The organism is Lachnoclostridium phocaeense, from assembly GCF_959599685.1.
Lineage (GTDB): Bacteria > Bacillota > Clostridia > Lachnospirales > Lachnospiraceae > Claveliimonas > Claveliimonas monacensis.
Genome location: NZ_CAUGIN010000004.1, coordinates 115,240 through 136,235, shown reverse-complemented (window position 1 = coordinate 136,235; position 20,996 = coordinate 115,240). Strand labels below are relative to the sequence as shown.

Annotated in this window: 21 protein-coding genes and 1 tRNA gene; 1 reads left to right on the top strand and 21 read right to left on the bottom strand. The window is 52.1% G+C overall.

Going from position 1 to position 20,996, the window contains the following annotated elements; genetic code table 11:
- Position 1 precedes the first annotated feature (1 nt).
- The 15 genes from Q5911_RS03150 to pdxA all read right to left on the bottom strand — a co-directional run bounded on the left by Q5911_RS03150 (position 2) and on the right by pdxA (position 13,907).
- Complete coding sequence (locus Q5911_RS03150) at positions 2 to 952, bottom strand: ABC transporter permease (RefSeq protein WP_303180903.1); 951 nt, start codon at positions 950 to 952, stop codon at positions 2 to 4.
- A 95-nt stretch (positions 953 to 1,047) separates the two neighbouring features.
- A complete protein-coding gene (locus Q5911_RS03145) occupies positions 1,048 to 2,628 on the bottom strand; it encodes an ABC transporter substrate-binding protein (RefSeq protein ID WP_303180902.1) in 1,581 nt (526 codons plus the stop codon).
- Between the two features lie 326 nt (positions 2,629 to 2,954).
- Positions 2,955 to 3,026: transfer RNA gene (locus Q5911_RS03140), tRNA-Glu, on the bottom strand.
- Positions 3,027 to 3,132: 106 nt separating this feature from the next.
- On the bottom strand, positions 3,133 to 4,080 hold the full coding sequence (locus Q5911_RS03135) for a diacylglycerol/lipid kinase family protein (RefSeq protein ID WP_303180901.1): 948 nt from the start codon (positions 4,078 to 4,080) through the stop codon (positions 3,133 to 3,135).
- An 82-nt stretch (positions 4,081 to 4,162) separates the two neighbouring features.
- Positions 4,163 to 4,420: an HPr family phosphocarrier protein gene (locus Q5911_RS03130; RefSeq protein WP_076780372.1), complete on the bottom strand. Its 258-nt coding sequence runs from the start codon at positions 4,418 to 4,420 to the stop codon at positions 4,163 to 4,165.
- The gene (whiA, locus tag Q5911_RS03125) at positions 4,395 to 5,324 is read right to left on the bottom strand and encodes a DNA-binding protein WhiA (protein WP_303180898.1); all 930 of its coding nucleotides are present in this window, start codon (positions 5,322 to 5,324) and stop codon (positions 4,395 to 4,397) included. The genes Q5911_RS03130 and whiA overlap by 26 nt, the downstream gene beginning before the upstream one ends.
- Before the next feature lie 25 nt (positions 5,325 to 5,349).
- The gene (gene rapZ / locus Q5911_RS03120; RefSeq protein WP_076780368.1) at positions 5,350 to 6,231 is read right to left on the bottom strand and encodes an RNase adapter RapZ; all 882 of its coding nucleotides are present in this window, start codon (positions 6,229 to 6,231) and stop codon (positions 5,350 to 5,352) included.
- Between the two features lie 2 nt (positions 6,232 to 6,233).
- Positions 6,234 to 7,145: a UDP-N-acetylmuramate dehydrogenase gene (gene murB / locus Q5911_RS03115; RefSeq protein ID WP_076780366.1), complete on the bottom strand. Its 912-nt coding sequence runs from the start codon at positions 7,143 to 7,145 to the stop codon at positions 6,234 to 6,236.
- A 68-nt stretch (positions 7,146 to 7,213) separates the two neighbouring features.
- The gene (locus Q5911_RS03110; RefSeq protein WP_303180895.1) at positions 7,214 to 7,945 is read right to left on the bottom strand and encodes a sigma-70 domain-containing protein; all 732 of its coding nucleotides are present in this window, start codon (positions 7,943 to 7,945) and stop codon (positions 7,214 to 7,216) included.
- A 91-nt stretch (positions 7,946 to 8,036) separates the two neighbouring features.
- On the bottom strand, positions 8,037 to 8,894 hold the full coding sequence (locus Q5911_RS03105) for an N-acetylmuramoyl-L-alanine amidase (protein WP_303180893.1): 858 nt from the start codon (positions 8,892 to 8,894) through the stop codon (positions 8,037 to 8,039).
- 108 nt (positions 8,895 to 9,002) lie between these two features.
- Positions 9,003 to 9,764, bottom strand: coding sequence for a DeoR/GlpR family DNA-binding transcription regulator (locus tag Q5911_RS03100; RefSeq protein WP_076780361.1), 762 nt, complete (start codon positions 9,762 to 9,764; stop codon positions 9,003 to 9,005).
- A gap of 36 nt (positions 9,765 to 9,800) precedes the next feature.
- Complete coding sequence (locus tag Q5911_RS03095) at positions 9,801 to 10,307, bottom strand: YcxB family protein (protein WP_281725252.1); 507 nt, start codon at positions 10,305 to 10,307, stop codon at positions 9,801 to 9,803.
- A 136-nt stretch (positions 10,308 to 10,443) separates the two neighbouring features.
- Positions 10,444 to 11,502, bottom strand: coding sequence for a 2-keto-3-deoxygluconate permease (locus Q5911_RS03090; RefSeq protein WP_303180891.1), 1,059 nt, complete (start codon positions 11,500 to 11,502; stop codon positions 10,444 to 10,446).
- 42 nt (positions 11,503 to 11,544) lie between these two features.
- A complete protein-coding gene (locus tag Q5911_RS03085; protein WP_303180890.1) occupies positions 11,545 to 12,888 on the bottom strand; it encodes a four-carbon acid sugar kinase family protein in 1,344 nt (447 codons plus the stop codon).
- Between the two features lie 2 nt (positions 12,889 to 12,890).
- The gene (gene pdxA, locus Q5911_RS03080; protein ID WP_076780352.1) at positions 12,891 to 13,907 is read right to left on the bottom strand and encodes a 4-hydroxythreonine-4-phosphate dehydrogenase PdxA; all 1,017 of its coding nucleotides are present in this window, start codon (positions 13,905 to 13,907) and stop codon (positions 12,891 to 12,893) included.
- Positions 13,908 to 14,232: 325 nt separating this feature from the next.
- Here pdxA and tpiA point away from each other — a divergent pair, with 325 nt between their 5' ends.
- Positions 14,233 to 15,024 carry a triose-phosphate isomerase gene (gene tpiA, locus Q5911_RS03075; protein WP_076780350.1) on the top strand — a complete coding sequence of 264 codons (792 nt, stop codon included), beginning with the start codon at positions 14,233 to 14,235 and terminating at the stop codon, positions 15,022 to 15,024.
- A 63-nt stretch (positions 15,025 to 15,087) separates the two neighbouring features.
- On the opposite strand, the gene Q5911_RS03070 is transcribed toward tpiA, so the two are convergent.
- The 6 genes from Q5911_RS03070 to Q5911_RS03045 form a co-directional block, all read right to left on the bottom strand.
- On the bottom strand, positions 15,088 to 15,615 hold the full coding sequence (locus tag Q5911_RS03070; RefSeq protein WP_303180888.1) for a family 43 glycosylhydrolase: 528 nt from the start codon (positions 15,613 to 15,615) through the stop codon (positions 15,088 to 15,090).
- Positions 15,616 to 15,631: 16 nt separating this feature from the next.
- Positions 15,632 to 17,137, bottom strand: a complete 1,506-nt coding sequence (locus Q5911_RS03065) for an AAA family ATPase (protein ID WP_303180886.1) — start codon at positions 17,135 to 17,137, stop codon at positions 15,632 to 15,634.
- Positions 17,128 to 18,489 carry a vWA domain-containing protein gene (locus tag Q5911_RS03060; protein WP_303180883.1) on the bottom strand — a complete coding sequence of 454 codons (1,362 nt, stop codon included), beginning with the start codon at positions 18,487 to 18,489 and terminating at the stop codon, positions 17,128 to 17,130. The genes Q5911_RS03065 and Q5911_RS03060 overlap by 10 nt, the downstream gene beginning before the upstream one ends.
- Positions 18,486 to 19,406, bottom strand: a complete 921-nt coding sequence (locus Q5911_RS03055) for a leucine-rich repeat domain-containing protein (protein WP_303180940.1) — start codon at positions 19,404 to 19,406, stop codon at positions 18,486 to 18,488. The genes Q5911_RS03060 and Q5911_RS03055 overlap by 4 nt, the downstream gene beginning before the upstream one ends.
- Positions 19,406 to 19,816 (bottom strand): DUF3783 domain-containing protein, encoded by a 411-nt coding sequence (locus Q5911_RS03050; RefSeq protein WP_076780340.1) that lies wholly within the window; start codon positions 19,814 to 19,816, stop codon positions 19,406 to 19,408. The genes Q5911_RS03055 and Q5911_RS03050 overlap by 1 nt, the downstream gene beginning before the upstream one ends.
- A 182-nt stretch (positions 19,817 to 19,998) precedes the next feature.
- Positions 19,999 to 20,979: an Rpn family recombination-promoting nuclease/putative transposase gene (locus Q5911_RS03045; RefSeq protein WP_303180880.1), complete on the bottom strand. Its 981-nt coding sequence runs from the start codon at positions 20,977 to 20,979 to the stop codon at positions 19,999 to 20,001.
- Positions 20,980 to 20,996: the final 17 nt, after the last annotated feature.

Sequence of the window (20,996 nt, the reverse complement as noted above, 5' to 3'; positions counted from 1 at the left end):
CCTATTTCCGTCCCGGCTGCAGCCGCGGATCCACAAATCCATAGAGTATATCTACAACAAGATTGACCAGGACATACAGAAGCGTCACAAAAAGCACCACTCCTTGGATAACAAACACATCTCTTCTGTTAATAGAGGTAAGGGTCAGCATGCCAAGCCCCGGAATGTTAAAAAGTGTCTCTGTCACGATGGTACCGGTGATCAAGCTTCCAAAAGACTGTCCAATCGCGGTGAGGATCACGGGAGCACCATTCTTAAGCCCGTACTTTAGGACCACCCTGCGTTCCCCCAGTCCTTTAGCCCTTGCAGTCTGTATATAATTTTTATACAGCACTTCCAGAAGAGACGATCTCGTCATTCTTGTGATATAGGCCGCCTGCACGATCCCCAGGGAAAGAGCTGGCAAAAAGAGATACCGCAGATGTTCCCCAAGCCCCTCCGCCAATGATGCATATCCCGCCACCGGAAACCAGTGCAGATAGACGCCAAAAAAGAGCATCAGAAACATACTCAGGAGAAATCCGGGAAGAGCCGCTCCCAAAAGAGAAGCTGTTACGCAGGTGACATCCAGGACCGTCCCTCTGCGGTAAGCCGCAAGGATTCCAAGAGGGATAGATAGAATCAGGGAAATGATCTGGGCCAAAACAGCAAGACTCAATGTAGGCGGGAAGTATTCTGCTATAGCCTCTGTGACCGACTGATGCAGAAAATAGGATGTTCCCCAATCCCCCTGGAGCACACCGGCAAACCAGTCCGCATACTGTACAAGGAACGGCCTGTCAAATCCCAGCTCTGCATTCAGGGCATCAATCTGATCCGGCGTTGCTTCCATTCCGAGAAGAGCCGTAGCCGGTCCCCCTGGTATCATATAAACCACCAAAAAGATTACACAGGAGACCACGAACAGTACTGGTATGAGTGATAAGATCCGTTTCAAAATATAAGATAACATGTCAGTTAACTCCTCTCACAAAAGGATTACATATTACAACAGCGGACTGCTCATGCACTCCGCTGTTTTCTTTATCTCATCTGTTCGTTCGTCAATTATTCAGATGCAGTAACGTTCCAGTAGATCGGGAAACGAAGATAATCATATCCCTGAACGCCAGAGTCCATAGCGATCACGCCTGTATAATGTCCAAGCACTGTAGCAGCGCCATATTCATACAGGAATGTCTGCAGATCCGCCCAGGCCTCAGCCGCCTCTTCGTCAGATGACGCAGAGCGAATTGCCTGGATACCCTCTGTCACCTCCGGAGCATTCAGGCCCGCCCATCCACTATCAAGTACAGACAACTGAATCGGCAGCATATTATAAGAATTACTTGTAATAAACATATCGAACTGATTTGGATCAGCGCGGTGCTCCATAAACGTACTGAAGTCATAGGTCTCCACTTCCGCATTGATGCCAGCCTGCTTTAACTCCTCCTGCACAACGAGAGTTGCATTATACATCTCAGGATAGTCCTGGGTCGTCACAAGAACTACTGTCTCACCGTTATATCCGGCCTCTTCCAGAAGCTCCTTCGCCTTGTCCGTATCCTGCTGATTATAGTATTCGCTTCCTGCATCTGTTCCCCACTGAGCATCTGTTGGATCGCTCCAACTTGCATTGATCTCATACAGGTCAGGATTCCCATAAGCCGCCAGCATAATATCATCACAGTTCAATGCCGCCAATACAGCCTGACGGAATGTCTGGTTTGCCATGATACCTTCTGTTGTATCCAGGAAAAGGTTCAGCGTTCCTCCTCTGTCTACATTCAGCGTCAGATTTGTGTCTCCGGACAGCTCCTCATAATTATCCAGCGGGATTTCCTCTGCAATATCATACTCACCGCTCTGTACACCCGCAATACGCGTGGAAGCATCTGTCACGACATCAAAGTAAAGAGTGGGAGTAGCCGCCCCCTTTTCACCGGCAAGTCCACTGGACTCACCCTCAGAAGGCTGGTAATCCTCATATGCCTCCAGCTTTACGTACTGATCCTGCTTCCACTCTGATACCTGATAAGGACCTGTGCCTATATACTCGCTAATACCTTCCGCCGTAGCGCTCTCTACCACCTCGGCCGGATAAATTGCAGCAGCCTGGATAGGACTTGCAAGGATCATGATTATGTCAGATGACGCCTGATTTACATTTAGATTCACCGTGTAGTCATCTACCTTTTCAAAAGTCGATCCGCCAATCAATGTGTTCGCCTTGGCAGACACTTCCAGCCAGCGGTTCATGGAAGCGACAACATCATCTGCCGTCATTTCCTCGCCATTATGGAACTTTACTCCCTGACGAAGCTTTATGGTATAAACCATCCCATCATCGCTCACTTCATAGGACTCTGCCAGGACCGGCGTAGGCTCATACTCTGCATTCATAGCGAACAACGGTTCGTACACGTGAGCCCCAATCCCCCCTACAATATTGGAGTTGATAGACTGCGGATCCAGCGACGGCGGATTTGCAGAAATAGCAATGTGGAGTTCATCTTTTACCGCTCCTGTATCCTCACCTGATACATCACCACCAGAAGAACCGGATCCACCACAACCGGACAGAAGAAGCGCCATACTCATAGTCAGAGCTACGGCACATGACAAAGCTTTACTTTTTCTTTTCATATTCACCCTCCTTTGACAAACAGTTGTCATTTTACATTATATAATGTTATCCGATAGCCAAAGGAAAAGCAAATCGGTATTCTAAATGTATTTATATGTTTTTTCTATAATAATATCTGATCATCCCCAGGATATTTCTTTGTCGCGGGAGCGGCTCCCGGCTTTTTCCAAGGCTCATTAGCTTATTGACTCCCTTCAGCAGGCATAACAGTACAAACGCCATGATAAAGAAACCCAACAGTGCGACCAGAAAAGCCGAGGGCAAAGCCCTCTATGAAACAAAAAAGATCCTCGATACTGCATAACTGCACATCGAAGATCTTCAATGACTCCGAGGGGAATCGAACCCCTGATTCCAGCGTGAGAGGCTAGCGTCTTGACCTCTTGACCACGGAGCCGTGTTGCTTGCTGCCTGATTATAATATCAAACATCCAGACAGATTGCAAGTGTTTTTTTCATTTTTTTTATTTTTTTATCTCAGTCCAATATGAGGGGGAGAACGCCTACTGTTCTCCGCCCTTTTCCGCCTCTGTTTTCCCAGCTTCCGACAGGTCACTGACATACTTTTTAGGCACCATGATCTGCAGCTGTTTCTGGAGATTATAGATCTCCACAAAATCGTGATCCCCTCCGAACTCTCCGTCCAGCGTCCAGGGGATTTCCTCCAGGCACTCAAATACCAGATGTCCGCTCTTGAAGGAATACATATGCTTTCCGTCCGTCTGCTCCGTCAGAAGCGCGGTAATAATCTCCTGCAGCTCAATGGGATTTTTCGGCATCTTGATCAGCGTTACTTCAAACACGCCGTCATCGAAGGTCACATTCTTGCCCACCATGTTGCGGAAGCCTCCCACAGACCGGGAGTTTGTCACCATACCGTAGATAAACTCATCCTCGATCACCTCGCCGTCATGCGTCACCTTGATCCGGTAAGACGGTATATTGAAAAGCCGCTTTGTCCCTTCCAGCACATAGGCCAGATGTCCCAGGATATTCTTTGCTGTCTGGTTAGTCTGGTAGGATACATCTGTAAAGAGGCCGAAGGCCGCGATGTAGACGAAAATCCCATCGTTAAACTGCCCCACATCGCAGGGAAAAGCCTGCCCGTTCACAGCATTGTCAGCCGCCGCCAGGATGTCCCTGGGAATCTTGAGGCTGTGGGCAAAGTCGTTGGTAGTTCCCGTGGGGATATAGCCCACAGGCACCCGCTCCTCCCTGGCCATCATCCCGGTCACCACCTCGTCGATTGTGCCGTCACCGCCGCTGCACACCACCAGATCATAGTGGTCTGTAAATTCCCGGATCTTCCGGTAAGCGTCATGGTAAGCCTGGGTAGGATAGGCGGTCACCTCGTAGCCTGCCTTCACAAAAATATCAATGATATCTGACACCTTTGGCTTCAGAAGCCCTTTTCCCGCGTGAGGATTATACACAAACAAAAGTCTCTTCATCTCTGTCATCCCTTCCTGTAACCCTTATCGTTCAAAAAAGGGCATTTATAAAATGCCCTCTCTCACATATCTTTCTCTCTATCTATTTCTGCTCTGAGAGGAATCTCTCCACGCCAGCTACTGCCGCTTCCTCGTCTTCGCCATCCGCAACAACTGTAAACTCATCACCTTCACCCATGCTCAGGCTCATCATACCCATAATGCTCTTGGCATTTACCTTCTTGTCAGCCACCTCTATGTACACATGACTGGAATACTGGCTGGCTTCCTGCACAAGCAGTGCGATTGGTCTTGCATCAAGACCGTCTCTAAGCTTAATTGTTACTGGTTTCTTGATCATATTGTACCTCCTTGCTATCCCTTAACTTATCTGCCATTTCACTCAGCTTCCTGAGCCTGTGATTCACTCCGGATTTCCCGATCGGGTTTTCCAGAAGTCCTCCAAGCTCTTTCAATGATGCATCGGGATACGCGAGCCGTGTAAGGGCAACGTCCCGCAGTCCGTCTGGCAATCCTGAAAGTCCCACCGTGTCGCGGATGTACTCGATGTCATCCCGCTGCTTGACTGCGGCGGAAACTGTCTTGTTGATGTTGGCTGTCTCACAGTTTACCTTCCGGTTCACATTGTTGCGCATGTCCTTCAGGATACGGACATTCTCCAGCTCCATCAGGGCCACCGGCGCATCCATCACATTCAGCGCATCTACGATCCGGTCGCCCTCCTTCAAATATACGATGATATTCTTCTTCCTTCTCACAATGCGGGCCTCAAGGCCAAAGTCCTGCATAAGCTGCTGAAGATACTGTGCTTTTTCCAACGTATTACAGACAATCTCAAAGTGATAGGATTTCCCAGGATCGCTCATGGACCCTGAAGACAGGAAAGCTCCCCTCAGGTAGGCCCTCTTACAGCAGACCGCCTGCACGTCCGCATGGCGCACTGCCCGCAGGCATTCCCCGGACGCATACAGGTAGTATGCACTGCTGTCCTTCTGCAGATTTCTGCGCACTGCTGTCCGGACAGCGATTTCATTTCCTATATTAAAGGTTTTTTCGATCAATGTAAAGCATTTTCTCACAACGGCAATATTTTCCGAGCGGACGGAAAACGACAGGCTTCCTGTCTCCTCTTCCCGCCACTCTCCGCACATGCCTGTGACAGCGGCAAGCTCAGCCAGCCTGCAGTGTCTCGCCCTGGGACACATCCTTGCCAGTTCTTCTTTTACTCTGCCTGAAAATGACATATCTATCCCTGCTTCTTACTTTCTGCTAGTTTCCCTTTGTCACCGCGTCCTTTTCAATGTCGCGGTGCTCGATCTTTATACCGTAGTCCTGCTCCTCCCCGGCCAGCTCCCGGTAGAGAGCACCCGCCAGCGTGACAGACCTGTGCTTTCCTCCCGTACATCCGATGGCGATGACAAGCTGGGTCTTTCCCTCCGACACATAATTGGGGATCAGGAAACGGACCATGTCTGTCAGCTTCTCCAGGAAGCAGCGGGCTGTGTCACTGGACATAACATAGTCCCTCACTTCCGGGTCATTCCCGTTTTTTGCACGAAGGTTATCGATATAGTAAGGGTTCGGCAGAAAACGAACGTCAAACACCAGATCCGCATCGCTGGGAAGCCCGTATTTAAAGCCAAAGGACAGCACAGTGATATAGATATTTTTGTAGTCTTTGTTCTCCACAAAGATCTTGTGCAGCTCCGAGCGCAGCTCGCGGGTGAGCATCCGGCTGGTGTCCACCAGATAGTCCGCCCTCTTTTTCAAGAAGGCCAGCTTTCCCCGCTCCCTGCGGATCCCCTCGTCCACGCGGCCTCCCCCTGCCAGCGGATGGCTGCGCCGGGTCTCCTTATATCTCTTGATCAACACCTCATCCGAGGCTTCCAGAAAAAGCACTTCATATTTGATCTTCATCTTGTCCAGCTCATTCAGGGACTGCTCCAGATCATCGATCCCCTGCCCGCTGCGGATATCCATCCCCAGGGCGATCTTATTGATCTCCGTCCCAGGGACAATGAGCAGCTCCCCCAGCTTCGGAACAAGCTGCACAGGCAGGTTGTCCACGCAGAAATATCCTGCGTCCTCCAACATCTTGAGGGCCGTACTTTTTCCCGCTCCTGACATTCCGGTCACAATAATAAATCTCATGTCTAAAACTCTCCCAGTCTTTTTACCTCCGGCTCCAGCGTCACTCCGGAGTTTTCTCTCACCCGTTCCTGCACCTGCCGGATCAGCCTGTCCACATCTGCCGCCGTGGCATTGCCGCAGTTGATCACAAAACCGCAGTGCTTCTCAGACACCATGGCGTCTCCCACCCGGAACCCGCGAAGACCTGCATCCTCTATGAGCTTGCCGGCAAAATAGCCCTCCGGCCTCTTAAAGGTGCTGCCGGCGCTGGGGTACTCCAGTGGCTGCTTGCTGGTCCTTCTCTCTTTCAGATCCTCCATCTTCTCACGGATCCGGGTCGCATCCCCCGCCTCCAGAGAAATGACCGCTTCCAGGACAACATACCCTTCCCGTGCGGCCCGGCTGGTCCGGTATCCCATATCCAGCTCCTCACGCGCCAGCACTTTCAGCTCTCCCTGACTGGTAAGGACTGTGACTTCTTCCAGAACATCTTTCATCTCCCCGCCGTAAGCGCCGGCATTCATAATGCAGGCGCCGCCCAGCGTTCCCGGTATGCCGGCGGCGAACTCAAAGCCGGCCAGGCTGTTCTTCAGGGCCTCCGCAGCGATCTTGGCCAGGGACGCGCCGGCCTGGGCACAGATCCGGGTCCCTTCCAGCCGGATATCCCCGAAGTCTCTGAAAAGCTGTATCACAACTCCCCTGTATCCCCTGTCAGAGACAAGGAGGTTGCTCCCATTTCCTATGATATACCAGGGCATCTCCTCCTTCCTGCAGAGCCGGATCACCTCCTGCACTTCCTCTTTTGTGCGGGGCATCACCATATACTGGGCCGGTCCCCCGATACGGAAAGTGGTGTGCTTTTTCATGGGCTCTTCGCGGAGAACTCTGTCAGCTCCCACTGCCTGTTCTAATCTATGCTCAAAATCCTGTTTCATAACACAAACCTTTCTGTTTTTTTCCACTGTCCATCATACAACACTTGCGGGAGAAATTCAACGCCGTGCTATTTTTCATCCTCCGGCTCCTCGCCTGTCAGCTTCAGGATATCCCTGACCTGCTCTTCCGTCAGCTCCAGTCTGTCCGCCACTTCCTGCACGTCCACCTTCCGTCCCAACTCATCGGTCATCTCCCGTATCGTCTCATCCAGCCTGGTCACCTGGTCCACCATCTTGCGGTCACGCCTTTTCATCTCTGTCTGGGAGGCCAGAAGCGCACGCATGGCAGCTCTCACATCCTCCATCACCCGCTCCTGCTCGCCGTCGCCTGCAGGATACAGGCCAAGCGCCTCCACAAGAGACGCATTGCCCTCCTGTATCATATCCCCCACAAAGACCTCTGCCCTGTGCATCTTCACTGCTTCTTCCGCCACCTTCCGGAGGTAGGAGGCAAGTCTTGCCTCCTCGCCGGAAGCCGGCTGCATCTCTCCGATCTGCCGGAGATAGTCTTCCAGGTACTCCTTTTCCTCCCCGGTCAGTCCGTCCGCCCGGGTCTCCTCTTTCCCGGCGCCGTCTTCACTCTCCGCGGCCTCCTGCACCGTGCCGGGCTTTCTCTCATATCCCTGCACAGCCACTTTCTGGGACAGCAGATAGTCAAACACCAGCTCCATCTGCTCCTCCGTAAGTCCGTCATCCTCAAAAAACTTTTCCGTCTCTTCCGCTGTCATGCGCATACCGTTTTCCTGCGCCAGCTGCATCATGTCCGCCAGCTTCTGCTGGAAACTCATTTTATCTGCCATGTCTCTACCTCCAGATTTACTGGACCTATCTTATCACAAATCCGGCGCGAAAGCCATAGCCGGATTGGCGGACGCTCCCGCCATCTGCCCCCTACACAGCCGACACGATCACTGTCGCATACCCGGCTCTCTTCAGTCTTCGCTCCATATCCACCGCCTCGTCCAGATTTCCATAGTTTCCCACCTGGACCCGCAGGAAACCGTCGGAGTCATCGATGTACGCCGGAAAATCCTGTTCCAGCAGCTCATTTCTCAGCCGCTCTGCATAAGACCGGTTGCGGAACGCGCCGGTCTGTACCCGATACTCCGGCACTGTCTGGTTTTCAAACTCGTTGTCATTTTCATATACCGTGTTCTGATCGCCTATACCGCTGCCGTTCACACCCATATCAGAGTCTGTCTCCTCCACAAGACCGTTTCTCTGCAGGACATCCAGTATTCCCTCCGCGATGACCAGGGCAATGTCATCGAAATTCTGGTCGAACAGCATGTTGTCTGTGTCGGAGTTGATAAAGCCGGCCTCCAGCAGCACCGCCGGCATCTGAGTCCTTTTCAGCACCACAAGATTGGGCCTTGCCTTCACCCCCAGATCCTCAAACCCAACCGCAGCCAGCTCCTCGGTCAGCGCCTCCGCGATCTCCAGCTTCAGCCCGGACAGGTCGTACACAAGGGCCTCCACCCCGGAAACCTCATTGTCCGTAGGGAACGAATTCCTGTGTATGGAGAGAAAGAGATCTGCCCCCGACTGGTTGGCCTCCATAGCTTTCTCGTAGGGCGTCTCGTACACATCCGTAGTCCTGGTGTACTCCACATCGATCCCCCGGTTCTGCAGGATCTCCCCAACAGCCAGGGCAAGCCGCAGCGTGTCGTCCTTTTCCTGCCGTCCGTTGTAGACTGCCCCCGGGTCCCTGCCCCCGTGTCCTGCGTCTATCATGATCGAATATGACATAAAAACACCTCCCACATATGCCTTTTTTGTTCCAGCATATGCAGGAGGTAAGTATTTTGCCACAGATAGATAGCTATAGCACAGCAGTCTCCACATTTCAATGCGCTTCTATGCGATCACAAGGTGCACCTTCATCTCTCTGGCAATCGCCACATTTTCTTTTGAAACTTCCCGGTCTGTGATGATCGTGTCCACCCGGTCGATGGGACAGATGACGGACAGATAGCCGCCGCCGAACTTGCTGCTGTCAGCCAGCACATAGACCTCCTTTGAGGCTTTCAGGATGGCCCGCTTCACCTGCATCTGAGGCGTGGCAATGGACGTAAGGCCCGCCTCAAAATTGATGCCGTGGACTCCGATAAATCCTTTGTCCACATGGAAATGCTCCATGTTCTCCACAGCCGACTCTCCCATGCTGGCCGCCAGATGGCCGCCCACGTAGCCGCCGATCATGTACAGCTCCACATGTTCAATGCCTGCCAGCTCATTTCCCACAAGCAGGGAATTGGTAACTACCGCCACCCGCTTCTCCGGATGGCTCTTGATATGAAGGGCAAGATAAAAGCTGCTGGATGCATCGTCTATGATAATGGTGTCCCTGTCTTCTATATACTCATACGCCCGGGCGGCTATGGCTTTCTTGCGGTCCACATGGCGGTATATAGTCTCCGCTCTGTATTTCCGGGCCATATTCTGCTCCAGACTGACCGCGCCGCCATGAGTCCGCTTCAGAAGCCCCTCCGCGCTCATGCTCTTGATGTCATTGCGGATCGTCACCTCCGAACATCCCAGCTCTTTGCTCAGATCCGCCACCCGGACTTTCCCTTTCTCTTCCAGTTCACGCAATATTGCCTGCCTGCGCTCCTCCATCTCCTGTTCCCCCTTATACTGACAGCTGTTCCTCTCTTACTGAGTCAGCCTTACATTGTTCAGCCCGATATGCTGCACTACCATCTGCATGACCGGGACGAACCTGTCCCCAAAGGCTTCCTTGGGGATGATAAACGCCCGCTCCTTCTCATAATAGATTCCGATGGTCTTGGGCGTTGTCACCGTACGCTGGATCTGACTCCACTCATACTTAGTCTCCTGCCCGTTCTGCACCACGATGATCCCATCCTCTTCAGAGAAAACGTACTCTCTTGGATCTCTGTACTCCGGATTGACTTCCATCTGTTTCCTGGCCCGGAATTTAAGCTGCAGCGGCGTGTAGGCCAGAACCACCACCCCCACGATCACGTACAGAACGAACTGTCTGAATTCAATCTTTCCCACAAACTGCATGACGGCTCCCAGAATGATCACGCACATACCCAGCATGTTTACAAGGAAGCCGGATCCCTTTGAAAATGTATGATACAAAAGGAAATCAAATAACTGTCCCTTTGTAAGCTGCACCTTTAGTTTTTCCATAAGTAAATACTCCTTTTTCAGATTCTAAGAAAGTCCTCTTAATATGCACAAGACTATTGTAGCATATCAGAGGACTTTTTTCACTTTTTGTAATGAATTATGTTCGATTTTTTTCGTTTAGTTTTGTTTCTGCTTATTACTCTGCTGCCGGAGCCGGTACACTGGGATCTACTTTGTAGCGTGCCCATCCTTCCGGTGAGTAGATACCAAGCTGTTTCTTCTGCATCAGTTTATCAAAGAAAGCTGTGATGAACGGGCAGAGGAACAGGGTTACAACAGAAGCTGTCGCACACTGTGCTGTAGCCATATCCACGTACTGAGCCATTGTCGGGTCTGCCTCGCCAACTGCTGCCGGTGTCATGGCAGAGTTCAGAGCTGTTGTACCGATAGCAGCGCCCATGGCGTTTCTCTCTTTCTTCGGCAGTAACAGGTTGTTTGTGAAGAAGAAGATCACTGCTGTAGCTGCGGATACAAGGCCAAGGATAATGCCGGCCGCGCCCGCTGTGATGATCGTGTTGACATCTGTCTTCGCTCCGATGGAGATCGTCATGAAGAATGTAACGATCGGCTGTGCTGTCGCACATGCTTTTCTGAAGCCGGCGTCAAGGTTACCCCAGATGAAACCGATAAGCAGCGGTACAAGTACTGCGATCAGGGAGTCGATCGGGATAGATGCCAGTCCTGTAGCTCCCAGGGCGATCAGTGTGAAGAACGGACCGTCGTTCAGGGAAAGGATGGAGATGGCTCCTGTGTCTGTCGCGTTACCGAACTGTGCGGACAAGGAGATGTACAGGGATCCGTTTGAGTTCGTGATGGTTGCGATCCATACGAACGGCGCAATGCCAAGGAATCCTTCCGGCCCGCAGATCGCACCTACTGCAAGACCGATGACAACGCCAAGGATAAACTTGGTGGCTGTCAATGTCACACCTTTGTAGAGAGGCATACCCACCTGCTTAATGTTGATGGCTGATCCGCAGACGATCAGGAAAAATCCCATCATACAGGAGTTCCCATCATAGAACAGGGCTGTCACATAGCCGCCGATCTGATATGCCTGCGGGAAAAATGTGGCGATAAGAACCGCCAGAACCAGGGGAATGATAACCAGTCCGCCCGGCAGGGCTTTCATTTTATTCAGCAGATCGAGGTCTGTCTGCTTTTTTACTTCTTTTTTCTCTGTGTTTTCACTCATTTTTGCACTTCCTCCAAACCTTACTTCATACTTTTCAGTTTCCTACTTTCTGGCCGACTCTCTGAAAAGACGCTCCACGATATCGCATGCCGTGTTGTCATTTCCGGTAAGTCCGCCCTTCCCTACGATTGGAAGCCCGTCATAGCTTCCCACAAGTCTTCCTATGTCAGTCTGAGGGATCACATAATCCATTACTTCTATGCACTCTACACCAAGCTGGTAGCACACATTCACCATGGTGTCGCCGCCTGTTGTATAAAGTCCCGCAATTTTTTCTCTTCCACAACTCTCAAGGAGCTGAGAGATAATAGTTCCAAGTCCCGCGTTGATCCTGTTGGCACTCATGCCGCCTGCATAGTGGCGTTTGTTGTCCTCCTCATCCAGGTTGAGAAGTTCCCCGTGAAGAGCTGTCTCAAAGAGGATTGCTCTTGGAGGATTATCTGATTTCAGCAGGTCTTCTGCAATATGTACAGCCCGGAACGCCTCGTCCAGCGCCGTGTCTCCTCCTTCGATAAACTTGACAGGATCCACGCTGATGCGCACATGCCTGGGATCCTGGCAGAGCACCTCCATCTGCCTCTTGGTGACAGGAGTGGCACTTCCCGCAGCAATGAGCACGGTCTTTCCGTTCTCGTCCGCCTCCGGCGGAAGGTTTGGTTCTTCCTCCTGGATCAGATTTCTATAGTAAGCAAGCTTTGAAGTGAACGGGCCCGGGTCTACCGCAACCACATTCCATTTCAGCTCGATACATGCCTTGGCGATCTCTTCTACGTCCTCAATGGTGATGCCGTCCACGACAATGACCTCGCCGCCCGCGTCTCTGGCCTCCTTCAGGGCATCCCGGATGGCCTCCTCGCCCTGGAGCACTTTATCCAGAGTGACCAGCTTCACCTGTCTTCTCGTCTGTCCCTCAAGAAGCCTTGGGATATAGTTCTCTCTCACAGGTGTGCGCACATCCTGCGCCACCGGTGTGTTGATCAGAGCTACACCGTCGATGACAGAGTAGCCGCCTACCAGAATACGTCTGGACTGGGGCATGGCCGGAACAACAACTGCCACGCAGTCATCCCCCACCTGGTCCATCATGGCATCGATCTCAACGCCCACGCCTCCGCGCAGTGTCGTATCAATTCTCTTGGAAAAATACTGTACGCCCATGCGCTTCAGTGCACATGTAGCTGATTTTACTTTTTCATACGCTTCATTGGCCGGAAGCGCACGGCTGTTGCTGCTGATCAGGATGGCGTCCAGCTCATCCACGCCCTCTCCTTTTTCCGCTGCTTCCTCGTTAAAAAATACCGCTGTCCTTGCTTTTGACCTTGCAAGAAGTACACCTGTCGTTGTCGCGCCTGTCAGGTCGTCCGCCACCGCTCCGATTAATGGCATTTCTATTCTCCCCTTTCATGCTGCTTTGCCGCATACTCTGCTACTACCTTTGTGGATTCAATCAGGCTGACGCAGCCTGCGATTCCTTTTCCTGCAATGTCAAAGGCTGTTCCGTGGTCCACAGAACTTCTGATGAAAGGAAGTCCGAAAGTCAGGGTAACTGACTTCTCAAAATCCAGTGTCTTGCAGGCGATATGTCCCTGGTCATGGTAGAGAGACAGGATCGCATCGTACTTGCCGGATTTTCCGATGTGGAACACAGAGTCTGCCGGGCAGGGTCCTACACAGTTGATTCCTCTTTCTTTGGCAGCCTCCACAGCCGGTCCGATATCTGTAAGCTCCTCTGTTCCGAAAAGTCCGTGGTCTCCATTGTGGGGATTCAGTCCCGCAACTGCGATCAGCGGATTTTCAATGCCGACTTTTCTCAGCTCTTTGTCAATATTTACAACATTCTCAAGGATCACGTCCTTTGTAGCGTAGTGGCACGCGTCAACCAGTGACATGTGGCGGCTTACGAAGAAGACGCGCAGCTTGTGGCAGGAGAACATGGTCAGGGCATACGGTGAATTGGTGGCATGCTGATAGATCTCTGTGTGTCCCGGCTCTTTTACACCCACCAGCTTGATGGCTCCTTTATGGATCGGGGAAGTGGATACTGCATCGATCTTCTTAGCCATTCCAAGCTCGATGGATTTCATGATCCAGTCAATGGCCATCTGTCCGGCCAGCTTCTGCTCTTTTCCCCACTCGATGGAGTCTGTGTCATAGTCTCCGGTCTCCAGGATATCAATGACTCCGTACTCGTACTTTGCCTCGGAGGGATCGCTGATCTGGTTGTACTTCAGCTCTTTTCCGAGAACCTTTGCAGCTCTCTCCATGATCGCCTGGCTTCCGATTACAAAAGGCCGGCAGCATTCATGTATTTCCTTGTCCAGCATCGTGCCGACAACGATCTCCGGTCCAATGCCCGCCGGATCCCCCATTGTAATTGCCGTTACAGGTCTGAATTTTTCGCTCATTTTTTCTCTCCCTTTCGTTTCGGTTTCGATTATCTTTTCTTTTATGGCTTCATTTTATTACTTTCACTTTTCCTTTTCAACTCCTTTTTGTAATTTCAGTACATTTATATATTTTCCATTTCTCATTTTTGTGCATATATAACACGATTTTCCCCTCTCTTTTTCGTTTTCTTTCGTTTTTTCGTTTTGTTATTTTTTTGACATTTTTACGAAAGATATATATTGCTCTTTTCCTGCATTTCATTTATAATAAACCCAGAAAGAAAAAGGCCCGGAAAGGCAGATTTTTTTTGCGGAACCCGCGGAAAAGGAAAGGATGTAGGAAATGAAAAAGAAACTGTATTTCGGAAGCAATCTAAAGATGTACAAAAATATCCAGGACACAGTGAAATATCTGCAGGATCTGGTCTCCCTCACAAAGGATATCAGCAGGGAGGAGATGGAGCTGTTTATCATCCCCTCCTACACCACTCTGGAGAGCGCCACAAAAAATGTAGACCGCTCTTACGTCAAGCTTGGAGCCCAGAACATGTGCTGGGAAGATGAAGGACAGTTCACCGGCGAGATCTCTCCTCTGATGCTGAAGGAGCTGGGTCTTGACCTTGTTATGATCGGACACTCCGAGAGGCGTCACGTCTTCGGCGAGACAGATGCAGAAGAAAACCGGAAAGTGAAGGCCGGTCTGAAACATGGCTTCACAACTCTCCTTTGCATCGGCGAGACCGCTGAGGAGAAAAACTTCGGCATCAGCCCGGAGGTGCTGCGCACCCAGCTGAAGGTCGGTTTCCACGACGTACCCGTCTCAGAAGTGCCCCATATCTGGGTAGCCTATGAGCCGGTGTGGTCTATCGGCGTGAACGGAACGCCCGCTTCCCCGGACTATGCAGAAGAGATGCACAAAGTCATCAAAGAGTGCCTTCTCGAGATCTTCGGCGACGCAGGCGCAGACATTCCTGTCCTCTACGGCGGCAGTGTCAACCCGGGCAACGCCAACGAGCTTATCGTGCAGCCTTCCATCGACGGACTGTTTACCGGTCGTGCAGCATGGCAGGCAGACAAGTTTGACAAGCTGATCCGGGATGCCATGAAGACATACAAAGAGAAATACGGGGAGTAGAGAAGTCCCCAAAAAACCGGCAGAGACAGACGTGAGAATCGTCTGTCTCTGCCGGTTTTCTTTTCAGATTGTCCTGTATTCGATCTCAGATACAACAGCCTGACCGCTTCCCCGGGCGAACACACCTGGCCTGACGGACAGGAAACCGTCATAGGCATTTGTATTCTGAGGTTCCAGATCTATGGAAAGTCCGTCCGCCGCAAGGGGGACAATATGTCCGCCGGACAGAAGGAGGTATCTTTTCCCCTCCTCGTCTGTCACATGTCCCGGATCGATATATCCCACCTTCAGATCGATCGGTTCTGACCAGGGTCCCTGTATGTGTTCCGACCAGATCACCCAGTTTGTCCCTGCTCCCGAAAAATATATGTAATACTTATTATCTTTATATTTAAAGAAATCCGGCGCCCATATCTCCTTGCCTTCAAAATCCTTCACAGCGTATGTCTCCATCTTCCAGTTCACCAGATCCGTCGAACTGCAGATGGGAGGTCCCGGGTAATAAGGCCCGCTTGAATATGTCAGGTAAAATGTATCTCCCTCCCGGAACACCGCCGGGTCCGGGCAGTCACCGTCCAGTATCTTGATCATTCTTTTTCCTCCTCTCTCATTCCCGGAGCATGTCTTCCGCCTCATCCATCCTCTCCAGCAGCTTCTCCCGCTGCTCATCCACAAGAAGACGCTTGTTGTACTTGTAGTACATGTCACAGTCATTTTCTTTCAGAAACTGGATGCTGTAGTAGTTGGTGTTGAGCTCTGTCACAAAGGACACCATCTCCTGGCTGTCGCCGAAGGCATCCTCCATAAAAAAGAACGCATTGTCCAGAGCCCGGCCGGTCCGCTCCAGAAGTTCCTCCCGCTTCCGGGTCTCCTTCTCAAACTCGCTGCGCACCCGCTCAAAAGCCGCCTCCGCCTGGTCCGCGGCTGTCAGGCGCTCTTCCTTCAGAAGCTGCTGATACCGGTCCAGCGTGTCGTTCACCTGCCGCAGCATGTGGTCCGCCTCTCTGGTGAGCTGTCCGGCGCGTCGCAGGTTCTCATAGCGCTCTGCCGCCGCCCCGGCCGCCTCTGCGAGACTGCCACAGGCTTTGTATTCTTTCAGACAGTCAAACAGTTTTGTCACGTACCGGTCAGCCAGGTAGCTGTCCCGGAACAACCCGGAAAGTTTTCCCAGTATCATCCCCACTACGCTGAGCCTCTCATCAAAGGAGGCGAACTTCAGTTTCTCCAGCATATCCCCGCTGTACTGTCCCTCCAGGATCTTCTCAAGACCGTAGTCCTTTTTATATTTTGCAAACAGCTCCAGATAATTGGCAAAATCTTTGGCGATCTTCCAGTGCTGGATATACTGGTGCACCACCTCCCGGTCCGCCTTCTTTCCCACAGCCTCGCAGGCCTTCAGGAACTCCGACAGATCTTCCCAGCCTCTGGCGGTGGCGAACATGCGGCCGTCCACCGTGGTCTCCATCCTGTAGAAATAGTCTCTCCGCAGCTCCAGGTAGGACAGAATAGCCGGGTGGATGTCCGCCTGGTAGGCGTACTCTCTCCAGACCCCATAATTTTCTTCCACGTCAATGCGCCGGATCCGGTCCAGCGTGACTGTGTCAAACTCCCGGACAGACTTATTGTACTCCGGCGGGTTGCCTGCTGCCACGATGATCCACCCCTCCGGCACTTTCTGGTTCCCAAACATCTTGCACTGGAGGAACTGGAGCATGGCCGGGGCCAGCGTCTCGGAGACACAGTTGATCTCATCGATGAAAAGGATGCCCTCCGCAAGGCCGGTCTCCTCCATCTTATCGTAGACTGAGGCTATGATCTCGCTCATGGTGTACTCTGTGACAGAATAGGTCCTTCCGCCATAGACCTTCTCCCGGATAAAGGGAAGGCCGATGGCGCTCTGCCGGGTGTGGTGGGTGATGGTGTAGGACACAAGCCCGATCCCGCACTCTCTGGCGATCTGTTCCATGATCTGCGTCTTACCTATGCCCGGCGGGCCCATGAGAAGGATGGGCCTCTGCCGGACAGCCGGGATCATATACTCCCCATAGGCGTCCTTTTTCAGATATGCCTCTATGGAGTCTTTAATTTCCTGTTTGGCTCTCTTTATATCCATGCTGTATCTCCTTTTTCTTCCGACTTTCCGCCGGACATATTCTCGATCTCTTCTTCCTCCAGAACCAGTTTGATGGCCCAGGGCGGCACGTCCCTGTCCTCGTAGTCCTCCTCCAGGAAGACAAAGGCTGTCTCGTAAGGAGGCATTTTTGCCGGGTAGATCCCCTGCCCGTCTGTGAAATAGATAAGTCCCTTCAGCTGCTGGAATTCATGCCTCTCAAGCAGCTCATTTACATAGGCAAAGGCAGGCCTGAAATCGGTCCCTCCCTCCCCCTTGAGCTCCAGCTGGTCCATATACTCCCGCAGTTCTTCCCGGCAGGTGACCTTCCGGTCCGACTGGACTGTGTCATCACACTGGATGATATGGATGTTCACTTTGTGAAAGAAGCTGTCCTGCTCACTCAGGACCCCGTAAGTCTCCTCCAGGAACTTTTTCACCAGTTCCCCGGAGCAGGACATGGAGGTGTCGATGACGATCACAAACTCTTCGATCTTCTTCGTCTCCTTCCACTCCTGGGGCTCAATGAGGGGCATGTTCCCGTACAGAGACAGACCGTAGCTGTAAAACACATAGTCAAAGGAGTCCTGGTCAATGGACATCTCCTCTTTGAGGACCGCAAATTTCCGCAGAAATTCCCGATAGTCAAATCGCTCCTTATTTTCTACCTTCACCTGGCCCAGCAGATCCCCCGCCGAAGAGGAGGCCTCCTTTGAGAATGTCTCCATCTCGGTCTCCAGCCGTTCGCTCTGGTCCCGCCAACGGTTCTCGATCTCCTGCTTTCTCTCCCGGTCTTCATCCTCCGGCCAGTATTGGTGGCTGTCCACAAAAAATTCTCTCTCCAGGTCTGCCAGCCTGCGCTCCGGCAGATCCCACCGCTCCAGGCTTCCGTAGATCTTCTGCGCAGTCAGCACCTTCATCTCTTCTCTCAGCTTCCGGTACGTCTCCTGGCGCAGCCAGGATTTCCCTCTTCTCACAGTCCGTATATACATACTGTCCGTGATAGATTCAGCCGCTATGTCGCAGGCCAGATCCCACAGTCTTCTGTCCCTGCCGTCCCTCCCGATGAGGTGGCGGAACAGGCAGTGGAGCACCATGTGCAGGTACAGCCGGCACATGTCCACTCTGTTCTCCTTGTAGAGTCCGCCTATGCGCCCCGGATGATAATAGATGACAAATCCGTCCGTGGCCGCCGGCTCCGCCGACAGATCCATCACATAGGAAAAGCCGGAGAGGACCACATCCAGGAACCGCATGTTCAGATAGAGCTCATTTCTCGTAAGGACCAGGATATCCCTGCCGATCCCGGCCAGCTGTTCACTTGCAGCCTGCTGCTTTTCCCTCTGGTCTCTCATAGTTCAAACACCTTTTTCTTCTTTGGAAACAGCCGCCTTCTCTCATCCATGAGAAAGCCCAGTATCTCTGTCTCCTTGTTTCCCGCTGCCGCATCGACAGCCGCATCCAGCCCCTCCTGATCCCAGTATCCGGCCTGCCCGAAAAACCGCAGCATATGCATGTCCTGTCTTTCTACATAGACCTTCCCCACGCAGGACATGTGCTCCCGCAGATACGCTTCGTATCTGTCCGCCGCCTCCTTCGCCAGCTTGTAGGGCCAGCAGAGCCGCAGGGCCGCCAGCTGCAGGGCGTCCTCCTGGCTCTCCTCGGCCACCGCTCTTGGAAAAAGCCGATCATACTCCGCAAACTGCAGCTCCCGGTTATAAAAGCACTGACGGTAATCCCCGCCGGACCCGTGATAGTGGGTCTCCACGATCCGGGCCGGTGTGTTCTCCACCGCCTCCTCGTAATGCTCCGGGAACAAAAGCCTGGCCTCATCCACTCTGCCGTCCTCCCTGTGATAGCGCAACGTCACGTAGAGGGCATACCTCAGTTCATCCGCAAGGAATTTCAGAGAAGATTTCTCTCCCCGGTAGTGGTCGATCCGGATCTCCCGCAGGGCGCACCCATTGAAGGCTCCCGATCCCACATCCACAAGGGCATCCGAGAAGGAAAGCATTCGCAGCCCGAAACACCTGTAAAAGCTGTAGTTTCCTATTTTCTCCATGCCAATCGGCAGGCGGATCTCACTGGCTCGGGTCCGCGCAAAGGCGTAGGGAGCCGCCCAACGGACCGGCTCCCCCTCTATCTCATCTGGAATGCGGATCTCCTCTGTGTCCGCCGCCCGCTCCAGCAGGATACCTTCCGGCTCCCGCCTGTACTGCGCTCCATCCAGGATGATCTCATTTTTTTCTGAATTTCTCTCTGTCTCTATCATCACTCTTTTTTCTGCTCTTTCTGTTCCCGGATCTGCTTCTGGACCGCCTCATGCTCGCGCACCAGCTCATCGTGAAGTTCCAGGGAATTCCAGTTCATGTTGGTGGGCGTCAGGGCCGCCTTCAGAGGAATCTGAATCCCCTCCTTGCGAAAGTAGGCCAGCATCTGGTTCATCTGGGCGTCTGTCAGGTTGCAGATGACCAGCATCTCCTCTCCAAAGCCTTCCCCCTCGTAGACATCCCCGCTCCTCTCCATTCCGGCCACTCCCGACAGAGCGCCGACCGGCTGCAGGTAGTCCTCCTTCTCCACACTCCGGATCTTAATACCCATGAGTACGAAAATAAATTTCACTTTATCTGTTCTTGCTTTATCTGTAAAATTGTATAACAACACGCTTCCTCTTACTGCCATGATCTTCCGTCTCTCCTTTCTGCGTCTACCATATCATGTATGGTCTCCTCTAATAGTATAGCAGATATAGGCAGTGTATGACTAGTGTTGTTTTTCGGCGCAAACAAGTAAAGGCCGGATACGCCTGGAAACTGTTCTGCTCCAGAGTGTACACCAGCCCTTTCTTCTCATTCTCTTTTGTCTCAGGCCCAGTACTTTTCCATGCACTCCCGAACCTTCTCTTGGGAAACTGTAAACTTTTCGCACACTTTCTTCTCTGTCACTTCCCGTGTTTGCCCCAGCTCCCGGCAGATCTCCACAAGCGCCTGTATTCCCTGTTCCATTCCGTTGTCAACGCCCTTCTGGTACAGATCATCCAATGCTTTACACATGTTCACCGTTCCCTCCTTTCTGTCGTACCCTTCTTTCATGCCTTCCATCACATTTCCTGCATGCAGCAGTTCTCTTACTGCGCGGTAGGTATCCACGTCTACATTCTGAAAATACTCCCTGTGTCTATCCACGTATTTTTGAAGTTCTCCCATATCTTCCCTATATTTTAGCATACCGAAAATGAGCTGTAAATCACTGGTAAACTTTTCAATCTTCCCGATTTTTCCCACATCCACCAGATTGATACGGTAATCCGGCACATACTTTTCCAGCATTTTCCAAATCTGTTCTTTCCATCCTTCCGGAAACATATCATAGAGATTCCTGCTGCCGTCCCACTCGTCCTCCCCGTAGTACAACACAAGTGTAATGACAGGGCAGATTCTGTCCTCTTTGCGCATGCCGGATAGAAACTCTTCCCCTGTCATTTTCCCCACCCCCGCTTTTCCTCTGTTGTTCTGACGAATCCGGCGAATCTGTTCTGTATAAGAGAGACTGTCATAGAGCATATTGCGGACCGGCATGGCATAATGGATGCCGGATTGGCTCTCGCAGGCCAGCATGGCCAAATAGGGACCTTTCTTCCACTGCATAACAATATCCCGGTACCTTTGTACCTGCCTCTCTTTCTCCCCCTTGTCCGGTACGAGAATATCCGACTCTCCCCGTGCCTCCTCCAGCTCCTCCGGCCTGACAATCTGCTCTCCGCCAAAAACGACTCCATTGAACAGATCCGCAAATCTGCCCCTGTCCCGCATCCAGTGATTAACAGCCGTACTGCTTTTCCCCATAAGCATACCTCCTTTTT